This is a genomic window from Pseudomonas sp. I8001 (genome assembly GCF_013385345.1).
Lineage (GTDB): Bacteria > Pseudomonadota > Gammaproteobacteria > Pseudomonadales > Pseudomonadaceae > Aquipseudomonas.
In genome coordinates this window covers 436,160-451,944 of record NZ_JACAQC010000007.1, presented here as the reverse complement: position 1 = coordinate 451,944, position 15,785 = coordinate 436,160, and the positions used below count along the sequence as shown (strand labels likewise).

14 protein-coding genes are annotated in these 15,785 nt (G+C 61.7%); 9 read left to right on the top strand and 5 right to left on the bottom strand.

Annotated features, from left to right (window positions below):
• Positions 1–230 precede the first annotated feature (230 nt).
• The gene (locus tag HX839_RS06650; protein WP_008439412.1) at positions 231–1,901 is read left to right on the top strand and encodes a bifunctional diguanylate cyclase/phosphodiesterase; all 1,671 of its coding nucleotides are present in this window, start codon (positions 231–233) and stop codon (positions 1,899–1,901) included.
• A 39-nt stretch (positions 1,902–1,940) separates the two neighbouring features.
• Here the strand turns inward: HX839_RS06650 and HX839_RS06645 are convergent, their stop codons facing one another.
• Positions 1,941–3,344, bottom strand: a complete 1,404-nt coding sequence (locus HX839_RS06645) for a NorM family multidrug efflux MATE transporter (protein WP_003208767.1) — start codon at positions 3,342–3,344, stop codon at positions 1,941–1,943.
• 152 nt (positions 3,345–3,496) lie between these two features.
• Here HX839_RS06645 and HX839_RS06640 point away from each other — a divergent pair, with 152 nt between their 5' ends.
• Positions 3,497–4,417, top strand: coding sequence for a LysR substrate-binding domain-containing protein (locus tag HX839_RS06640; protein ID WP_003208769.1), 921 nt, complete (start codon positions 3,497–3,499; stop codon positions 4,415–4,417).
• A gap of 178 nt (positions 4,418–4,595) precedes the next feature.
• Complete coding sequence (locus tag HX839_RS06635; RefSeq protein ID WP_177066877.1) at positions 4,596–6,572, top strand: methyl-accepting chemotaxis protein; 1,977 nt, start codon at positions 4,596–4,598, stop codon at positions 6,570–6,572.
• A 117-nt stretch (positions 6,573–6,689) separates the two neighbouring features.
• On the opposite strand, the gene HX839_RS06630 is transcribed toward HX839_RS06635, so the two are convergent.
• Positions 6,690–7,613 (bottom strand): ABC transporter six-transmembrane domain-containing protein, encoded by a 924-nt coding sequence (locus HX839_RS06630; protein ID WP_008439408.1) that lies wholly within the window; start codon positions 7,611–7,613, stop codon positions 6,690–6,692.
• A gap of 114 nt (positions 7,614–7,727) precedes the next feature.
• On the opposite strand from HX839_RS06630, the gene HX839_RS06625 reads away from it, so the two are divergent.
• Positions 7,728–8,312 (top strand): TetR/AcrR family transcriptional regulator, encoded by a 585-nt coding sequence (locus tag HX839_RS06625; RefSeq protein ID WP_177028054.1) that lies wholly within the window; start codon positions 7,728–7,730, stop codon positions 8,310–8,312.
• On the opposite strand, the gene HX839_RS06620 is transcribed toward HX839_RS06625, so the two are convergent.
• Together HX839_RS06620 and HX839_RS06615 are read right to left on the bottom strand one after the other, a co-directional pair.
• The gene (locus HX839_RS06620) at positions 8,299–9,795 is read right to left on the bottom strand and encodes a YifB family Mg chelatase-like AAA ATPase (protein WP_177066876.1); all 1,497 of its coding nucleotides are present in this window, start codon (positions 9,793–9,795) and stop codon (positions 8,299–8,301) included. The two genes, HX839_RS06625 and HX839_RS06620, sit on opposite strands and share 14 nt — an antisense overlap.
• A gap of 97 nt (positions 9,796–9,892) precedes the next feature.
• Entirely contained in the window at positions 9,893–10,801 is a 909-nt protein-coding gene (locus HX839_RS06615) for a LysR family transcriptional regulator (protein ID WP_177020287.1), read from the bottom strand.
• Positions 10,802–11,064: 263 nt separating this feature from the next.
• Between HX839_RS06615 and cfa the strand changes: the two genes are divergently transcribed.
• Positions 11,065–12,147 carry a cyclopropane fatty acyl phospholipid synthase gene (cfa, locus tag HX839_RS06610; RefSeq protein WP_003208781.1) on the top strand — a complete coding sequence of 361 codons (1,083 nt, stop codon included), beginning with the start codon at positions 11,065–11,067 and terminating at the stop codon, positions 12,145–12,147.
• Between the two features lie 52 nt (positions 12,148–12,199).
• Here the strand turns inward: cfa and HX839_RS06605 are convergent, their stop codons facing one another.
• Positions 12,200–12,409 carry an accessory factor UbiK family protein gene (locus tag HX839_RS06605; protein WP_371103568.1) on the bottom strand — a complete coding sequence of 70 codons (210 nt, stop codon included), beginning with the start codon at positions 12,407–12,409 and terminating at the stop codon, positions 12,200–12,202.
• 473 nt (positions 12,410–12,882) lie between these two features.
• On the opposite strand from HX839_RS06605, the gene glnK reads away from it, so the two are divergent.
• From glnK to sutA, 4 genes are all read left to right on the top strand, one after another.
• Positions 12,883–13,221, top strand: coding sequence for a P-II family nitrogen regulator (gene glnK / locus HX839_RS06600; protein ID WP_002555808.1), 339 nt, complete (start codon positions 12,883–12,885; stop codon positions 13,219–13,221).
• A 34-nt stretch (positions 13,222–13,255) separates the two neighbouring features.
• Positions 13,256–14,596 carry an ammonium transporter gene (locus tag HX839_RS06595; RefSeq protein ID WP_177020286.1) on the top strand — a complete coding sequence of 447 codons (1,341 nt, stop codon included), beginning with the start codon at positions 13,256–13,258 and terminating at the stop codon, positions 14,594–14,596.
• A 209-nt stretch (positions 14,597–14,805) separates the two neighbouring features.
• Complete coding sequence (locus tag HX839_RS06590; RefSeq protein ID WP_003208787.1) at positions 14,806–15,231, top strand: secondary thiamine-phosphate synthase enzyme YjbQ; 426 nt, start codon at positions 14,806–14,808, stop codon at positions 15,229–15,231.
• Positions 15,232–15,334: 103 nt separating this feature from the next.
• Complete coding sequence (gene sutA, locus HX839_RS06585) at positions 15,335–15,661, top strand: transcriptional regulator SutA (protein WP_003208791.1); 327 nt, start codon at positions 15,335–15,337, stop codon at positions 15,659–15,661.
• The last annotated feature ends 124 nt before the right edge of the window (positions 15,662–15,785 follow it).

The following is a 15,785-nucleotide window of genomic DNA, read 5'->3' as shown; positions in this document are numbered from 1 at the left end:
TTTTAACAGGCTGGCAAGATTCTGCTGCCTCTGAACGACAGTGTGACGTACCACTCGATCTAAATTTGCCGGTTTTGTTACTTTGCCGCAGGATGTGCAGGGTATTTAGGACTATTGTTCGGTCTAGAGCTGCACAGTGCGCATTTGATAACCCATATCATTGGTCATTATCGGGGCGCGCGTCATAATGCCCGCCGCCAACGAAATTTTGCAGAGTCTAGGGAGCTAGCTTGTCTACGCCTGTCGAACCCTTGCGTTTGCTGCTACTGGCCGATGAGCCAGCGTGGGCAGCGTTATTGCGCGAGTGCCTGGCGCCGATGGGCGACGGAGCTGTGCTGATCAGCGCGCCAAACTGGGAGTCTGTGAGCAACCTGTTCGACGACGATCACAGCGCGGTGCTGTTGACCACGGCCAACCTTCAGCCCGGCCCCGGTCGCTGCAGCTTGCCAACGGTATTGCTGTTGGAAGAGGAACCCCTGGTTTCGCCCCTCGGCGTCAGTGACTGGCTGATCCTGAATGCATTGGATGTCGATACATTGCGCCGTTGCCTGCGGCATGTGCGCGAGCGCGGTGTACTGGAAAACACCCTGCAACGCCTGGCCGAACAGGACCCGCTGACCGGTATCGCCAACCGCCAGGGCTTCCAGACCCTGCTGACCGCCCGCCTGGCGGAAAACGAAGGCCGTGGCGTTGCCCTCGGCCACCTCGACCTGGACAACTTCCGTCACGCCAACGACGCCCTCGGCCACCAGGCCGGCGACCGGCTGATCCTGCAAGTGGTCTCGCGGCTCAAGAGCCAGCTGGAGGCCGGCGATCAACTGGCGCGCCTGGGCAGCGACGAATTTGCCCTGCTGATCGATACCCGCCGTGCGCCCCAGCGCGCCGAATGGATGGCCGAGCGCATCGTCGAAGCCATGGCCGAACCCTATTGGGTCGATGGCGAAAGCCTGCTGATCGGTTGCAGCCTCGGCGTGGCCCATGCCCGCGCCAAGGCTGGCGCCGACCCGTTGATGTGGCACGCCCACATCGCCATGCAGCAAGCCAAAAGCACCCAGGGCTGCACCTTTCATATCTTCAACGAACGCATCAACCGCAATGCCCGCAGCCTCGCCGACCTTGAGAGCGAACTGCGCCGGGCGTTGCGCCGTGACGAACTGGAGCTGCATTACCAGCCCCGCCTGGACCTCGACGATGGGCATATTGTCGGCCTGGAAGCACTGGTGCGCTGGCGCCACGGTGAGCGCGGCCTGTTGCCGCCGAGCGAGTTCGTGCCGCTGGCCGAGCAGAGCGGCTTGATCGTGCCGCTGGGCTACTGGGTGATTTCCCGGGCCCTGCGCGACATGCAGGACCTGCGCGAACGCGGGATTGCGCCGTTGCACATGGCGGTCAACCTGTCGTTCCGCCAGTTTCAGGACAGCCAACTGCTCAGCACCCTCAGCCGGCTGATTGCCGAGCGCGGCGTGGAAGCCCAGTGGCTGGAATTTGAGCTGACGGAAACCGCCGTGATGCGCCGCAGCGACCTGGTCAAGCAGACCATGGATGCACTGGGCCGCCTGGGTGTGCGCTTTTCCCTGGATGACTTTGGCACCGGCTTTTCGTCGTTCGTGCACCTCAACAGCCTGCCGATTGCCTTGCTGAAGATCGACAAGAGCTTTGTCGGCGGCATGGAAGAGCGCGAAGAGAATCGCAAGCTGGTGCACGCCATGATCAACCTGGCTCATAACCTGAACCTGGAAGTGGTCGCCGAGGGCGTGGAAACCGCCGAGCAACTGGCGTTGCTGCGGTTGTTCGGCTGCGATCAGGCCCAGGGTTACCTGATCAGCAAGCCGTTGCCGTTGGCGGAACTGGTGGACTACCTGACGTTTGGTGACAGCCAGGAACTGGTGGGCGGCGTGATCTGACCGTGTAAACCCGCTCCCACATTTGACCGAGTACAGCCGTTACTCCGGCTGCGCGGCTTGAAATCCTTGGTGGGTTTCAGGCTCCTGGCGAATCATCCGCTTCATCTTCCGTTCAAACGCCCAGGTCAGGCTGACTGCCGCGCACGCCAGGCCCAGGGCCAGGCCCCACCAAACGCCCGTCGGCCCCCAGCCGAGATTGAACGCCATCAACCATGCGGCCGGTGCGCCGATCAGCCAGTAGCAGCCCAGCCCGACCAGGAAGGTGGTCTTGGCATCCTTGAGCCCGCGAATGCAGCCCATGGCGATGGTCTGCACGCCGTCGAACAGCTCAAACCATGCGGCCACCGCCAGCAGGCTGACGGCGAGGTTGATCACGTCGCGAAACGCTGGGTCATGCTGGTCGAGGAACAGGCTGATCAGTTGGTGCGAGAACAACCACAGCACCGCTGCAAAGCCCAGCATCACCACCGCGCCAAAGCCTATGCCAACTCGCCCGGCCAGCCGCGCTTCCAGCAACTGCCCAGCACCATAATGCTGGCCGATACGCATGGTGATCGCGTACGACATGCCCGCCGGCACCATGAACGCCACCGACACGATCTGCAGGGCGATCTGGTGCGCAGCCAATTGCGTACTGCCCATGGTGCCCATGCACAGCGCGGCGAACGCAAACAGCCCGACTTCCACCGCATAGGTGCCACCAATCGGCAGGCCCAGGCGCCACAGTTCCCGCAGGTAATGCAGGTTGGGCCGCAGCAGGCCCTTGCGCAGCGGATACGCGTCGTAGGCACGGTTGTATTTGATGTACCAGATCAGCGCCAGGGCCATGCAGTTGGCAACGATGGCGGTGACCAGGCCAATGCCCACCAGCCCGAGTTTCGGCAGGCCGAACATGCCTTCGATCAACGCGTGGTTGAGCAGGTAGTTGATCACCGTGCCGCACAGGCTGATCACCATCACCGGCGTGGCCTTGCCGATAGCGCTGGTGAAGCCGCGTAGCGCCATGAACGTCAGGTAGCCGGGCAGGGCGAACGGCAGGATGGTCAGGAACTGGCCGGCGGACGCGACGTTGGTTTCGGTCTGGCCGAACATCAGCAGCACTGGCTTGAGGTTCCACAGCAGCAAACCAGCCACCAGCGCCATCAACCAGGCCAGCCACAGCCCGGCCTGGGTCAGGCGGGTGGCGCCTTCGATGTCGCCGGCGCCCTGGCGGATCGCGACCAGCGTGCCCACGGCAGCGATCACGCCGATGCAGAAAATCGACACGAACGAATAGCTCGCCGCCCCCAGGCCTCCGCCGGCCAGGGCCTCGGGGCTCAGGCGGGCCATCATCAGGGTGTCGGTCAGCACCATCAGCATGTGGGCCAACTGTGAGGCAATCAGCGGCCCTGACAACCGCAGAATGGCCCAGAGTTCGGTACGTGCCGGATGCTGCATGATCATCACGCTCAAAAAGTCAGGGAAGGGTGGAAGGGTTGATTCTCGGCGCTCACAGCGCATTGCACAAAGGGATAAATCCGATGGTTTGCATGATTAAAACTCATGCCTGAATGATTCTGGTAGGGTTTCGATATTGCGCCGTCGGAGTTTTCGCCATGTCTCGTCGTCTTCCTCCTCTTTACGCCTTGCGCGCGTTTGAAGCTGCGTCCCGCTACAACTCGTTCACCCGGGCGGCGGAAGAGTTGTCGATTACCCAAAGTGCGGTGAGCCGGCACATTCGTACCCTGGAAGAGCATTTCGCCTGCCGCCTGTTCCAGCGCAGCGGCCGCACCTTGCAACTCACCGAGGCGGCGCGCCTGTTGCTGCCGGGCGTGCGTGAAGGCTTTGCGGCCCTGGAGCGCGCCTGCCATACCTTGAATGCCGAGGACGACATCTTGCGCATGAAGGCGCCGTCCACCCTGACCATGCGCTGGCTGCTGGCGCGCCTCAGTCGCTTCCGGCACCTGCAGCCGGGCAATGAAGTGCAACTGACCAGCGCCTGGATGAGCGTCGATGAGGTGGATTTCAACCAGGAACCATTCGATTGCGCGGTGTTGTTGAGCAACGGGCATTTCCCGCCGGACTGGGAAGCCAGCTACCTGTTTCCGGAGTTGCTGATTCCGGTGGGCGCGCCGAACCTGTTGAGCGACGGACCCTGGGACGTTGCACGCCTGGCCTCTGCCGAGCTGCTCCACCCGACGCCGGACCGGCGTGACTGGCGCAACTGGCTGGAGCGCATGGGGCTGTCATCCCAGGTTTCGCTCAAGGGCGGGCAGGTGTTCGACACCTTGGAGTTGGGCATGATCGCCGCCGCCCGAGGGTACGGCGTGTCCATGGGCGACTTGCTGATGGTGGCCGAAGACGTGGCCCAGGGCCGCCTGAGTCTGCCATGGCCCACCGCTGTGGCCAGTGGGGAAAATTACTATCTGGTGTGGCCGAAGACCCGGCCGGGTGGCGAGCGTTTGCGACGGCTGGGTGACTTTCTCCAGGGCGAAGTGCAGGCCATGGAATTGCCCCAGGTCGAGCGCCTCGACTGAGTGGATTGCGCACCGGCCAGCAATCGTTTGCGCGATACCCCTGTGATTCGCTCAAGTATTGAGCCTGCCCGCCGAAGTAGGGTTGTTGGAACTACCGTTCTGCAACGTTTCCCCTATTAGAATTTTGCCGAGCAGCGCTATGAGATCAGGATGATCCTGGCCTCGGCCAGGAGCCTTCATGTCTCAACCTCGCGCCCGGATTGCCTCTCAACTGGGGCTTGCCCTCGCCGTGATACTGGCTGTCGTCATCAGCGGCAGCACGGTATTCGCGTTGCGTTCGCTGGATTCCGCCAACCTCGACACCCGCGAGGAGCACCTGGCCAGCGAGGCCCGCTTGCTGGCCGACCAACTCAATACCTTCCACAGCACCTTGCGCGAAAGTACCCAGCGTTTGAGCGGGCTGTTTGAAAAGCGCTTCAGCGCCGGCTTGAGTACGCGCCCTGAGCAACCGGTGACGGTGGCGGGCGTGCAGACGCCGGGCCTGTACATGGGCGAGGAAGTGCTCAACAACAACTTCGCTGAAGTCGATGAGTTCAAGCAGATGTCCGGCGGCGTGGCGACCTTGTTCGTACGCAGCGGCGAGGACTTTATCCGCGTCAGCACCTCCCTGACCAAGCAGGATGGCAGCCGCGCCATCGGTACGGCGCTGGATCACCAGCATCCGGCCTATCAACGCTTGCTGGGCGGGCAGGGCTACGTTGGCCGTGCGGTATTGTTCGATCGCTCCTACATGACCCAGTACAGCCCGGTGCGGGACGCCAGCGGCAAAGTGATTGCGGTGCTGTTTGTCGGCTTCGACTACACCGATGCGCAGAACGCCCAGTTCGACAACCTCAAGCGTTTCCGCATCGGCCAGACCGGTTCCCTGGCGCTGCTGGACGAACAGAAGCACTGGCTGGTACCGCCCGCTGGCGTGCAGGCGCTGGATCAGTCGATTCCGGTGATGCTCGACCTGGCCGCCAAACCTGGAAAAGGCCGTTTCTGGAGCGACAAGAACGAAGACTTCTACAGCGTTGCCGTGCCGTTTGAAGGCGGCCCGTGGTCGGTGGTGGCGAGCATGCCGAAAGCCGAAATTCGCGCGGTGACCTGGTCGGTGGGGATTCGCCTGGCGATCGGCAGCTTGCTCGCGATGCTGCTGGCGGTGGGCGCGGCGGTCTGGTTGCTGCGCAGCAAGTTGCAGCCATTGGGCGACCTGGTGCGTCAGGCCGAAGCCCTGGGCGCCGGTGATTTGAGCGCACGGCTGAACGTTTCCAGCCATGATGAAATCGGCCAACTAGCCCGCAGTTTCAACCAGATGGGCGAAGCGCTGTCGACCATGGTGTCGCATATCCGCAAGGCGGCTGAAGACGTGAACAGCCGCGCCCAGGCGTTGTCGGGTTTGTCCGGCGGTGCGTACGAAGGCATGGAGCAACAGTCCGGCGAGATCACCAGCATGGCCGGCGCGGTGGAGGAGTTCAGCGCCACCTCGCTGAATATTGCCGACAACATGGGCAACACCGAGCGCCTGGCCCAGGACAACGCCCAGCAAACCAGGATCGGCCGCACCTCGATGCAGGAAGCGTCGTCGTCCCTGGAACACATCGCCACCGCGCTGAACAGCACGGCCACGGTGATCAACACCCTGGGCCAGCGCTCCCAGGAAATCGGCGGGATCGTCGGGGTGATTACCGCGATTGCCGAACAGACCAACCTGCTGGCGCTCAACGCCGCCATCGAAGCGGCGCGGGCCGGTGAGCAGGGGCGCGGGTTTGCGGTGGTGGCCGATGAAGTGCGCAACCTCGCATCGCGCACTCGTCAGGCTACGGATGAGATTTCCGGGATGATCCAGAGTATCCAGCAGGAAACCGGCAACGCCATCAGCACCATGGAGCAAGGCAACGTGCTGATGCAGGAAGGCCTGGCTCGCAACGCTGACGTCGCCTCTGCGCTGGCGCGGATCGACGAGCAAAGCCGCTCGGCGGGCCAGCAGTTTGCGGCCATTACCACGGCGACCCAGGAGCAGAGCAGCACGGCGACCCTGCTGAGCAGCAACTTGCAGAGCATCGCCCTGGCCAACAGCGAGCAGCGTGAAGTGGTGTCCAACCTTGCGATCACCGCCAAGGAACTGGAGACCCTGGCGGCGGGCTTGCGGCATGAGGTTGACCGGTTTCGTTGATTGACTGTTCGGGCCTCATCGCGGGCAAGCCCGCTCCCACAGTTGACCGTGTTGTTCTGGAGTACGCGGTCCACTGTGGGAGCCGGGCTTGCCCGCGATGACGGCCTACCCGACGCGTCAAACGTCGGATCGGTCGCCCAGCCCCGGGTCCACACGCTTGCCAATGTCCTTGAGTCGCGCCAGTTGATCAACCATCCCTGGCGCTTCATCCAGGCTGCTGACAAAGGTCCACAGGTAAGTCATCACCGCATACACATGGCCGGCCTTGACCGCCGGCGACAGCGCCAACTGGCTGATGGCGACCACAAACAACAGCGCCGCCAGCGTGCCGATAAACAGGAACGCTGCGGCCTCGCGGTCCGACAGCCAGATGCGCAGGCGTGACAGCACCTGGTAGTGGCGCTGCAAGGTCTGTGCGCCGACCTTTTCCACCAGGCCGATTTCCTTTTCCAGGCGGTCATTCAAGCGCTCATGCAGTTCCTGATTGCGCCGGGCAAAGCGTGGCAGCAGGGTTGTGCACAGCACCAGCGCCGTCAGGCACGCCAGGCCTATCCACGGCTCGATCACCAACAGCATCACTGCCGCACCGACGATGGAAACCAGCGCCGTCGCGATGATCGGCACGTGTTTTTCGAAGAAGTCGACAAAGTCCCGCGCCAGCACCACCCGCGCCGCCGCTCGTGAAGTGCTGTGGTTTTGCAGGCGCTGGTTGAGAATCACCGGCACCGCAAGGTCCGCGTAGATACGGGTGAAGGTGCGCGTATCCAGCGCCCGTCGCGCCGCCCCGACCACCCAGAACGCCAGCACCACGGCGGCGTAGAACAGCGCGCTGCCGGCATCGCCGCGGATAATCGAGTCCACCGCGAACCCCGCAAACAGTGGGTAGGCCAGCAGCAATGCGTTCTCCAGGGCCACCAGCGACAAGGTGCAGAACAACTTGCCGGGATAGGCCTTGGCGATCGCCTTGAGGGTTTGGCTGGCGGATTGTTGCCCGATCTTTTTGCTTTCTTCGATCAGGATCTGGGGTGTTACGGATGACATGGGGTGCACCGAGAGTGAGATAAACGCTATTATTGAGCGACTGCTCAAGTATCCTTGAGCGACCGCTCAAAAAGCAAGCGCCGTCGATCTGCCGGTGCCTGAAGGAAAAGCCTCATGTCGCGTATCGACCGTAAAGACCAGATCATCGCCGCCGCCCTGGAGCTATTTCGCAGCAAAGGGTTTGCCGATGTTTCCACCCGCGACCTGGCGGAGCATGCCGGGCTGTCCCGCAGCCACGTCTATCACTACTTCAGCGACTGGAAAGAACTGCGCCGCGAAGCGTTCGTGCGGTTCGCCAACGAGCAACTGGACGAGGTGAGGGCGCCGCTGGTGGATCTGCCACCATTGGAAGCCCTCGAAGGTTTCCTGCGTGACTGCCTGCCCTCCACGGCAGACGCCGGTTGGGCGCTGTGGCTGGATGCCTGGGACGAAGCCATGCATGACGAGCCATTGGCCCAGGCCTACCTGGTGATCAACGCCCAATGGCAAGCCATGCTCGCCGAGATCATCGAGCACGGTGTAGCGGCCAAGGTGTTTCGCTGTGAGTCGCCCAAGCGCGCCGCGCGGCAACTGTTCGCCGTCGCCATGGGCTATGCCGATGACTTGTTGCTCAAACCCTCCGTTGAGTCAGCTGAAGCGGTGATGGATGAGGTGATGGAAGTGGCGGGGCTGCTTCTGGCGTTGCCTAGGACGCGCTAGCAGGGCGGTACTGCAAGGCCTCCGCCAGATGATGGCGGGCGATGGCTTCCACTTGTTCCAGGTCGGCCAGGGTGCGGGCGACCTTGAGCAGGCGATGGGCCGCCCGCAACGACAGCGTCAGCCGTTCGCAGGCGCTTTCCAGCCAGCCTTCATCAGCCTTTTTCAGTTTGCAGTGCTGGCGTAGCCCCGGCAGATCGAGAAATGCATTGGCGCAGCCCTGGCGCCGTTGTTGGCGGTCCCGGGCATCGGCGACGAGGACGGAGGCGCTGGCGGTGTCATCACCGGACTGTATGCCCGGGTTCAGCGCGGTGCTTTCCCGGGCGACGGTCACGTGCAGGTCGATCCGGTCCAGCAGCGGCCCCGAGAGTTTGTTGCGATAGCGCTGGATCTGCTCCGGCGTGCAGCGACAGCGCCCACTGGGCTCGCCCACATAGCCGCAAGGGCAGGGGTTCATCGCCGCCACCAACTGAAAGCGCGCCGGGAAACGCACCCGGTCGCGAGCGCGGCAAATCACGATATGCCCGGACTCCAGCGGCTCACGCAGCACCTCCAGGACCTTGCGATCAAACTCCGGCAACTCGTCGAGAAACAACACACCGTGATGGGCCAGGGTTATTTCCCCCGGCTGCGGTTTCGAGCCGCCGCCCACCAGCGCCGGGCCGGATGCCGAATGATGCGGCTGGCGAAATGGCCGGTGTGGCCAATGGCTCAGCGGCGCCAGGCTGACCACCGATTGAATCGCCGCCACCTCCAGCGCTTCCTGTTCACTCAAGGGCGGCAACAACCCTGGTAGACGGCTGGCGAGCAAGGTCTTGCCGGTGCCCGGTGGCCCGCTGAGCAACAGGTTGTGGGCGCCCGCCGCAGCGATCAACAGCGCACGCTTGGCCGCCAGTTGGCCCTGCACTTCACTCAGGTCGGGGTAGGGTTTGTTCAAGTACATCAGGCCACTGGAAACGAAGGGCTCGATCGGCACGTGACCGTTCAGGTGCGCCACCACTTGCAGCAGGTGATCCACGGCAATCACCTTCAACCCCGAAGCCAGGCAGGCTTCCTCGGCATTGGCCCGTGGCACGATCAAGGTGCGCCCGACCTTGCGCGCCGCCAGGGCTGCCGGCAACACACCTTTCACCGGCCGCACCTCGCCGGACAGCGCCAGCTCGCCCAGGCATTCCACGTTATCGAGGGTCAGCGCCGGTACCTGCACGCTGGCGGCGAGAATCCCCAGGGCAATCGCCAAATCAAAACGCCCGCCGTCCTTGGGCAGGTCGGCGGGCGCGAGGTTGAGGGTGATGCGGCGGGACGGGTATTGCAGCGCAGAATTGAGAATGGCGCTGCGCACGCGGTCTTTGCTTTCCTTGACGGCGGTTTCCGGCAGGCCCACCAGCGTCAGCGACGGCAAGCCGTTGGCCATGTGCACCTCGACAGTGACGGCGGGCGCTTCGACGCCTATCTGGGCGCGACTATGGACGATTGCGAGGGACATGCTGGTTCCTTGAAATGAGTGGCCGCTTCCTGCGGTTTTTCAAGGGTAGTCGAATGATGGCGGCGCGCGGCGGCGAGGTTTTACAGAACGTATCGCGCTAACGGTCCGACGGCGGCACACACAAAAACTCCTTCGCCAACGTCAACCACGCCTGCGCCGCAAACGACAACTTGCACTGCCGCCGCCACGCCAGCATCAGTCGCCAGTTCAGGGCCGGCGACTGTATTTCCGCGATGCTGAACTGGCTCGCATCAAGGGTTTCGCAGAATGCCCGGGGCAGCAGGGTGATGCCCACGCCCAGTCGTACCAGGGAGGCGATAAAGTCCCATTGGCTGCTGCGGCCACTGATCCGCGGCTCAAAACCGGCTTGTGCACAGGCATCAAGTACGAATTGGTTCAGGGTGAAGGTGTCATCGTAAAAGATGAATTCGCAGGCTTGCAGTTCGCTCAACTCCACCGAGCTGCGGCCTTGCCAGGGCGAGTCATGGGGCGCGAGCAGGCACAGTGGCGATTCGAACAGGGGCATGGATTCGAATTCGGACCAGATATCCGCCACGCGCGGCGAGTCCAGGATGGTGCCGAACTCCAGCGTGCCCTGGCGCAGATCCTGGATGGTGATATTGCCGCCGCTTTCGAACAGTTTCAGTTCGATCTTCGGGTAACGGGCATGATACTCCGCAAAAATCGGCGCCAGTGCGAGGTGGGTGGAGGGCGAAAGCCCCATGCGCAGGGCGCCGCGCCCGACTTGCTGCAAGTCTTGCAGCTCTACCGTCATTTCATCGTGCAGCGCGATCATTTCCTTGGCGCGCTTGAGCACAATTTCCCCGGCGTCCGTCAGGGTGAAGCGTTTTCCCATGCGGTCGAGCAGCTTCAGGCCCAGGCTCGACTCCAATTGCTGCACCATCTTGCTGACTGTTGGCTGGGTCAGGTGCAGCTTCACAGCGGCTTTGGTAAAGCTCTGCTGGTCGACGACTTCTACGAAATAACGGAGCGCCCGGATGTCCATCTTGCATTCCAATTTTGCATGGTTTTCATAATATTAATTCATTATATCTTTAAAAAATGGCTGGATAAGATTTGTTACATCTGTTCCCAGCCAGCGCTTCCATGACGCCTTAAGGGCCTTGCCAGACGCTTCCATGGCCAGATTTCTCGCAGTGTATGAATCAAAGGCAACGCTATTTCTGGAGAGCAACTGTGCTTAACAAAACGCGTCATTCTTTTTCCGGTTCTGATGAGATGTCTCAGGGAGCGCGCTTCGTTAAGGAGTTGCTGGCGCAGGCGCAGATCGAGGTCAACGGGCCATCGGCTGCCGATATGCAACTGCACCACAGTGCCACATTTGATCTCGCCCTGGCCAAGGGCAATCTTGGCCTTGGCGAAGACTACATGGATGGCGGCTGGGACGCCGAGGCGCTGGATGAGTTTTTTTTCCGCCTCATGCGCTCCGGCGTGATCGACCAGGCCAACCCGGCCACCTTGTTGTTTCACGCGTTCAGCTCCCGCTGGCTGAACCTGCAAAACAAGAAACGCGCCTGGCAAGTCGGCGAAGCACATTACGACCTCGGCAATGACTTCTACGCACGCATGCTCGACTCGCGCATGACCTACACCTGTGGCTACTGGAAAGATGCCACCACCCTGGAGCAGGCGCAGTTCGCCAAGCTGGACCTGATCTGTAAAAAACTGGGGCTCAAGCCGGGCATGCGCGTGCTGGATATCGGCTGTGGCTGGGGCAGTTTCATGAGCCATGCGGCCGAGCACTATGGGGTCGAGTGTGTCGGCGTGACCATCTCCAAGGAGCAGGCGGAGTGGGGGCGGGCCAAGTATTCACATCTGCCGATCGAGTTTCGTCTGCAGGACTATCGGGATATCGACGAGCAGTTCGACCATATCGCCAGTGTCGGCATGTTCGAGCATGTGGGGCGCAAGAACCATCGGGCGTATATGGAGGTCGCCAACCGCTGCCTGAAAGACGATGGGTTGTTCCTGCTACACACTATCGGCAAGAACCAACGCAACAGCACGCCGGATCCGTGGATCGACAAATACATCTTTCCCAACGGTGATTTGCCCTCGATCGGGCAGATCGGCGACGCCATGGACGGGTTATTTGTTGCCGAGGATTTGCACAACTTTGGCGCCGACTACGACAAGACGCTGATGGCCTGGTGTGAAAACTTCGAACTGGCGTGGCCGGATTTCGCAGACACCTTCGGCCAGCGCTTCTACCGGATGTGGCGCTACTACCTGCTGTCGTGTGCAGGGGCGTTTCGCGCGCGGGATATCCAGCTGTGGCAGTGGGTATTGTCGAAGAAGGGGGTTGTCGGCGGGTATCAGCGGGTGAGCTGAGGGTTGCAACGGTTTAACGGGGACAGGCGAAACCTGCCCCGGTTGGGCCGGCTTATTCGGCGGCAGGCGTCAATCGCGCTTCCAGCTCCGCCACCTTGGCCTCAAGGCTTTCCAATCGCGCCCGAGTGCGCGCCAACACCACCATCTGGCTATCAAACTCTTCCCGGCTTACCAGGTCCAGCTTGCTGAAACCGCTTTGCAGCAGCGCCTTGAACTGGCTTTCAATTTCATTGCGTGGCAGCGGCGTGTCGCTGCTGAACAGGCGGGAGGCGTGGCCGCTCAGGGCGTCGAGGAGGTCTTTGGGCGCGAGCATGGGAAATCGTCCGGAAAATCTGTTGGCCGGCAGTGTATCACGCAGCGTCTATAGTCTTTTCCAGCCCCTGCGGCGCACGCTTTTCGCGCATGAGGACGGGCGGTCGCGCACCGTTTTCGTGCGTATCTTCGCTGTCGTGGCGCCCGGTAGGTGGGCACAGGCGAACAAAGGACTGATTTCAGTGATTTTTACGGAGCTGGCAAGCTTTCTGCTTAGACGATCATGACCCATGCACTGATGCAGTCGCTGTGACGATGCAGTGCGCCGACGGACCAGCGGTACATGTTTCGTCACCAGTGGTTAGCGAGCGTCGCAATGGCAAATGCCAGGGCGACGAAGCGTTACAAAGCCAGGCACTGCGCTTAGACTTGAGACGGGTTTGTTTTCCTGGGGCAAGTCCACCAATTCGGGAGAGAGTTTTCATGAAGCTAGTCACTGCCATCATCAAGCCGTTCAAGTTGGACGATGTACGCGAGTCACTGTCCGAGATCGGCGTGCAGGGCATTACCGTTACTGAGGTCAAAGGCTTCGGTCGGCAGAAGGGTCACACCGAGCTGTATCGCGGCGCGGAATACGTGGTCGATTTCCTGCCAAAGGTGAAGATTGATGTCGCCATTGACGACAAGGATCTTGACCGGGTTATCGAGGCGATAACCAAGGCCGCCAACACCGGCAAGATCGGTGACGGCAAGATCTTCGTGGTCAATCTGGAACAGGCTATTCGCATCCGTACCGGCGAAACCGATACCGACGCAATCTAAGCCGCCAAACCCCAACGCCCCAGGAGAAAACAATATGACTCTGCGTAAATTCGCAGGGCTAGGAGCCCTGTTGTCCCTCGTAATGCCGGCCCTGGCCATGGCGGCGGACCCAGTACCTGCTCCAGTCCTCAATTCCGGCGACACCGCGTGGATGCTCACGTCCACCGCGCTGGTGCTGTTCATGACCATTCCAGGCCTCGCGCTGTTCTACGGCGGCATGGTTCGCTCCAAAAACATTCTTTCCGTGATGATGCAGTGCTTTGCCATCACCGGCCTGATCACCATCCTGTGGTTCGTGTACGGCTACAGCATGGCGTTCGACACCACCGGTATGGAAGCAGGCGTCGTCAACCTCAACTCGTTTGTGGGTGGCTTGTCCAAACTGTTCCTCTCGGGTGTGACCCCGGCCAGCATCACCGGCCCGGCGGCGTTGTTCCCTGAGGCCGTGTTCGTGACCTTCCAGATGACCTTCGCGATCATCACCCCGGCGCTGATCGTCGGTGCATTCGCCGAGCGGATGAAGTTCTCCGCGATGCTGATCTTCATGGGCGTCTGGTTCACCCTGGTCTACGCACCGATCGCCCACATGGTATGGGGCGGTCCGGGTTCGTTGCTGGGCGACTGGGGCGTGCTCGACTTCGCAGGCGGCACCGTGGTGCACATCAACGCCGGTGTGGCCGGCCTGGTAGCGTGCCTGGTACTCGGCAAGCGTAAAGGCTTCCCAACCACCCCAATGGCCCCGCACAACCTCGGTTACACCCTGGTGGGCGCGGCGATGCTGTGGGTCGGCTGGTTCGGCTTCAACGCCGGCTCCGCTGCTGCGGCCAACGGCACTGCCGGCATGGCGATGCTGGTGACCCAGATCGCTACCGCTGCTGCGGCCCTGGGCTGGATGTTCGCCGAGTGGGTCACCCACGGCAAACCGAGCGCACTGGGCATCGCCTCGGGTGTGGTTGCGGGCCTGGTGGCAATCACCCCAGCCGCTGGCACCGTGGGCCCGATGGGTGCCCTGGTGATCGGCCTGGCTGCTGGTGTAGTGTGCTTCTTCTGCGCCACTACCCTGAAACGCAAACTGGGCTACGACGACTCCCTGGACGCCTTCGGCGTGCACGGTATCGGCGGTATCCTCGGCGCGATCCTGACCGGCGTGTTCGCGGCACCGGCGATGGGCGGCTTCAACGCCACCACCACTGATATCGCGGCTCAAGTCTGGATCCAGTGCAAAGGCGTCGGCTTCACCGTCATCTACACCGCTATCGTTACGTACATCATCCTCAAGGTGCTGGACGTGGTGATGGGCCTGCGGGTGACCGAAGAAGAAGAGGCGGTTGGCCTCGATCTGGCGCAACACAACGAGCGCGGCTACAACTTGTAAGTACGCGAAAAAAAGATGCCCGGCTTGCCGGGCATTTTTTTGCCTTGGGTTTGTCTGTGGCTAAAGGTGTATGGGTTTTTTTGCGACTTTGTGATGGGATCCGCACTGCACTTTTCAGTGTGCGAATGTCTTACAGGCATGTAGGCGTATTCGGCACTTTGTTTTTTCCCTGAGCGCGCTAGAATGCGCGCCGATAGGCGGAGAACTGTATGTGGCAACAGACCCTGATAACCCTGCGGGCCAAGCCCCGGGGCTTTCATCTGGTGACGGACGAGTTGCTCGCCGGCCTGCCTGAATTGAAGGCCTGTCGGGTGGGACTGTTGCATTTGTGGCTGCAGCACACCTCGGCCTCGTTGACGGTCAACGAGAATGCCGACCCGGCGGTTCGCCGTGACTTCGAGCGTTTTTTCAATGCGCTGGTGCCGCAAGGCACGGCGGGATATGAACACAACGACGAGGGTCCGGATGATCTGCCGGCGCACTTCAAGGCCAGTCTGCTGGGCTGTCAGCTGAGTTTGCCGGTAAGGGCCGGCCGCTTGGCGATGGGGACCTGGCAAGGTGTTTATCTGGGCGAGCACCGTGATCATGGCGGTGCTCGTAAAGTCCTCGCCACCTTGCACGGTGATGGGGCATAAGCCACTGGTTAACCGGTGGATGTTGATTTTTTTCCGGCGGCCGTCGACAGGCGGCGAAGCTGGGCTATAACTAATCTGCTTTTCGCAAGTCATGAGGTAGAACATGAGCGACGATGATCTGGAAAACGACGACCTCGAAGTAGGCGACGACGACGAAACCGAGGAAGGTCTTGAGGCGGCTGCCGAAGACGTGGCTGACGACGACGGTGGCGACGATGCACCGGTCCCGGCAGCCAAGGGCAAGGCCAAGGCTGCAGTGTCGGTTGACGAGTTGCCGAGCGTAGAAGCCAAGAACAAAGAGCGCGATGCGCTGGCCCGGGCGATGGAAGAATTCCTCGCCAAAGGCGGCAAAGTGCAGGAAGTCGAGGCTAACGTGGTGGCAGATCCACCGAAGAAGCCGGATAACAAGTACGGCAGCCGGCCTATCTAAGGCCTGCTGCTTGCTTGCTGAAAAAGCCCGCCGTCGCTGCGGGCTTTTTCATGGGCGCTACAAAATGGTCAGGGCCAACACCCATCCAAGGATGAAGAGCGTGTGTGGCGAGGGAGCTTGCTCC

Coding starts and splice junctions, on each gene's coding strand:
- HX839_RS06645 (WP_003208767.1), bottom strand. CDS start 3,344: ATGATCATGCAGCATCCGGCACGTACCGAACTCTGGGCCATTCTGCGG.
- HX839_RS06640 (WP_003208769.1), top strand. CDS start 3,497: ATGTCTCGTCGTCTTCCTCCTCTTTACGCCTTGCGCGCGTTTGAAGCT.
- HX839_RS06635 (WP_177066877.1), top strand. CDS start 4,596: ATGTCTCAACCTCGCGCCCGGATTGCCTCTCAACTGGGGCTTGCCCTC.
- HX839_RS06630 (WP_008439408.1), bottom strand. CDS start 7,613: ATGTCATCCGTAACACCCCAGATCCTGATCGAAGAAAGCAAAAAGATC.
- HX839_RS06625 (WP_177028054.1), top strand. CDS start 7,728: ATGTCGCGTATCGACCGTAAAGACCAGATCATCGCCGCCGCCCTGGAG.
- HX839_RS06620 (WP_177066876.1), bottom strand. CDS start 9,795: ATGTCCCTCGCAATCGTCCATAGTCGCGCCCAGATAGGCGTCGAAGCG.
- HX839_RS06615 (WP_177020287.1), bottom strand. CDS start 10,801: ATGGACATCCGGGCGCTCCGTTATTTCGTAGAAGTCGTCGACCAGCAG.
- glnK (WP_002555808.1), top strand. CDS start 12,883: ATGAAGCTAGTCACTGCCATCATCAAGCCGTTCAAGTTGGACGATGTA.
- HX839_RS06595 (WP_177020286.1), top strand. CDS start 13,256: ATGACTCTGCGTAAATTCGCAGGGCTAGGAGCCCTGTTGTCCCTCGTA.
- HX839_RS06590 (WP_003208787.1), top strand. CDS start 14,806: ATGTGGCAACAGACCCTGATAACCCTGCGGGCCAAGCCCCGGGGCTTT.
- sutA (WP_003208791.1), top strand. CDS start 15,335: ATGAGCGACGATGATCTGGAAAACGACGACCTCGAAGTAGGCGACGAC.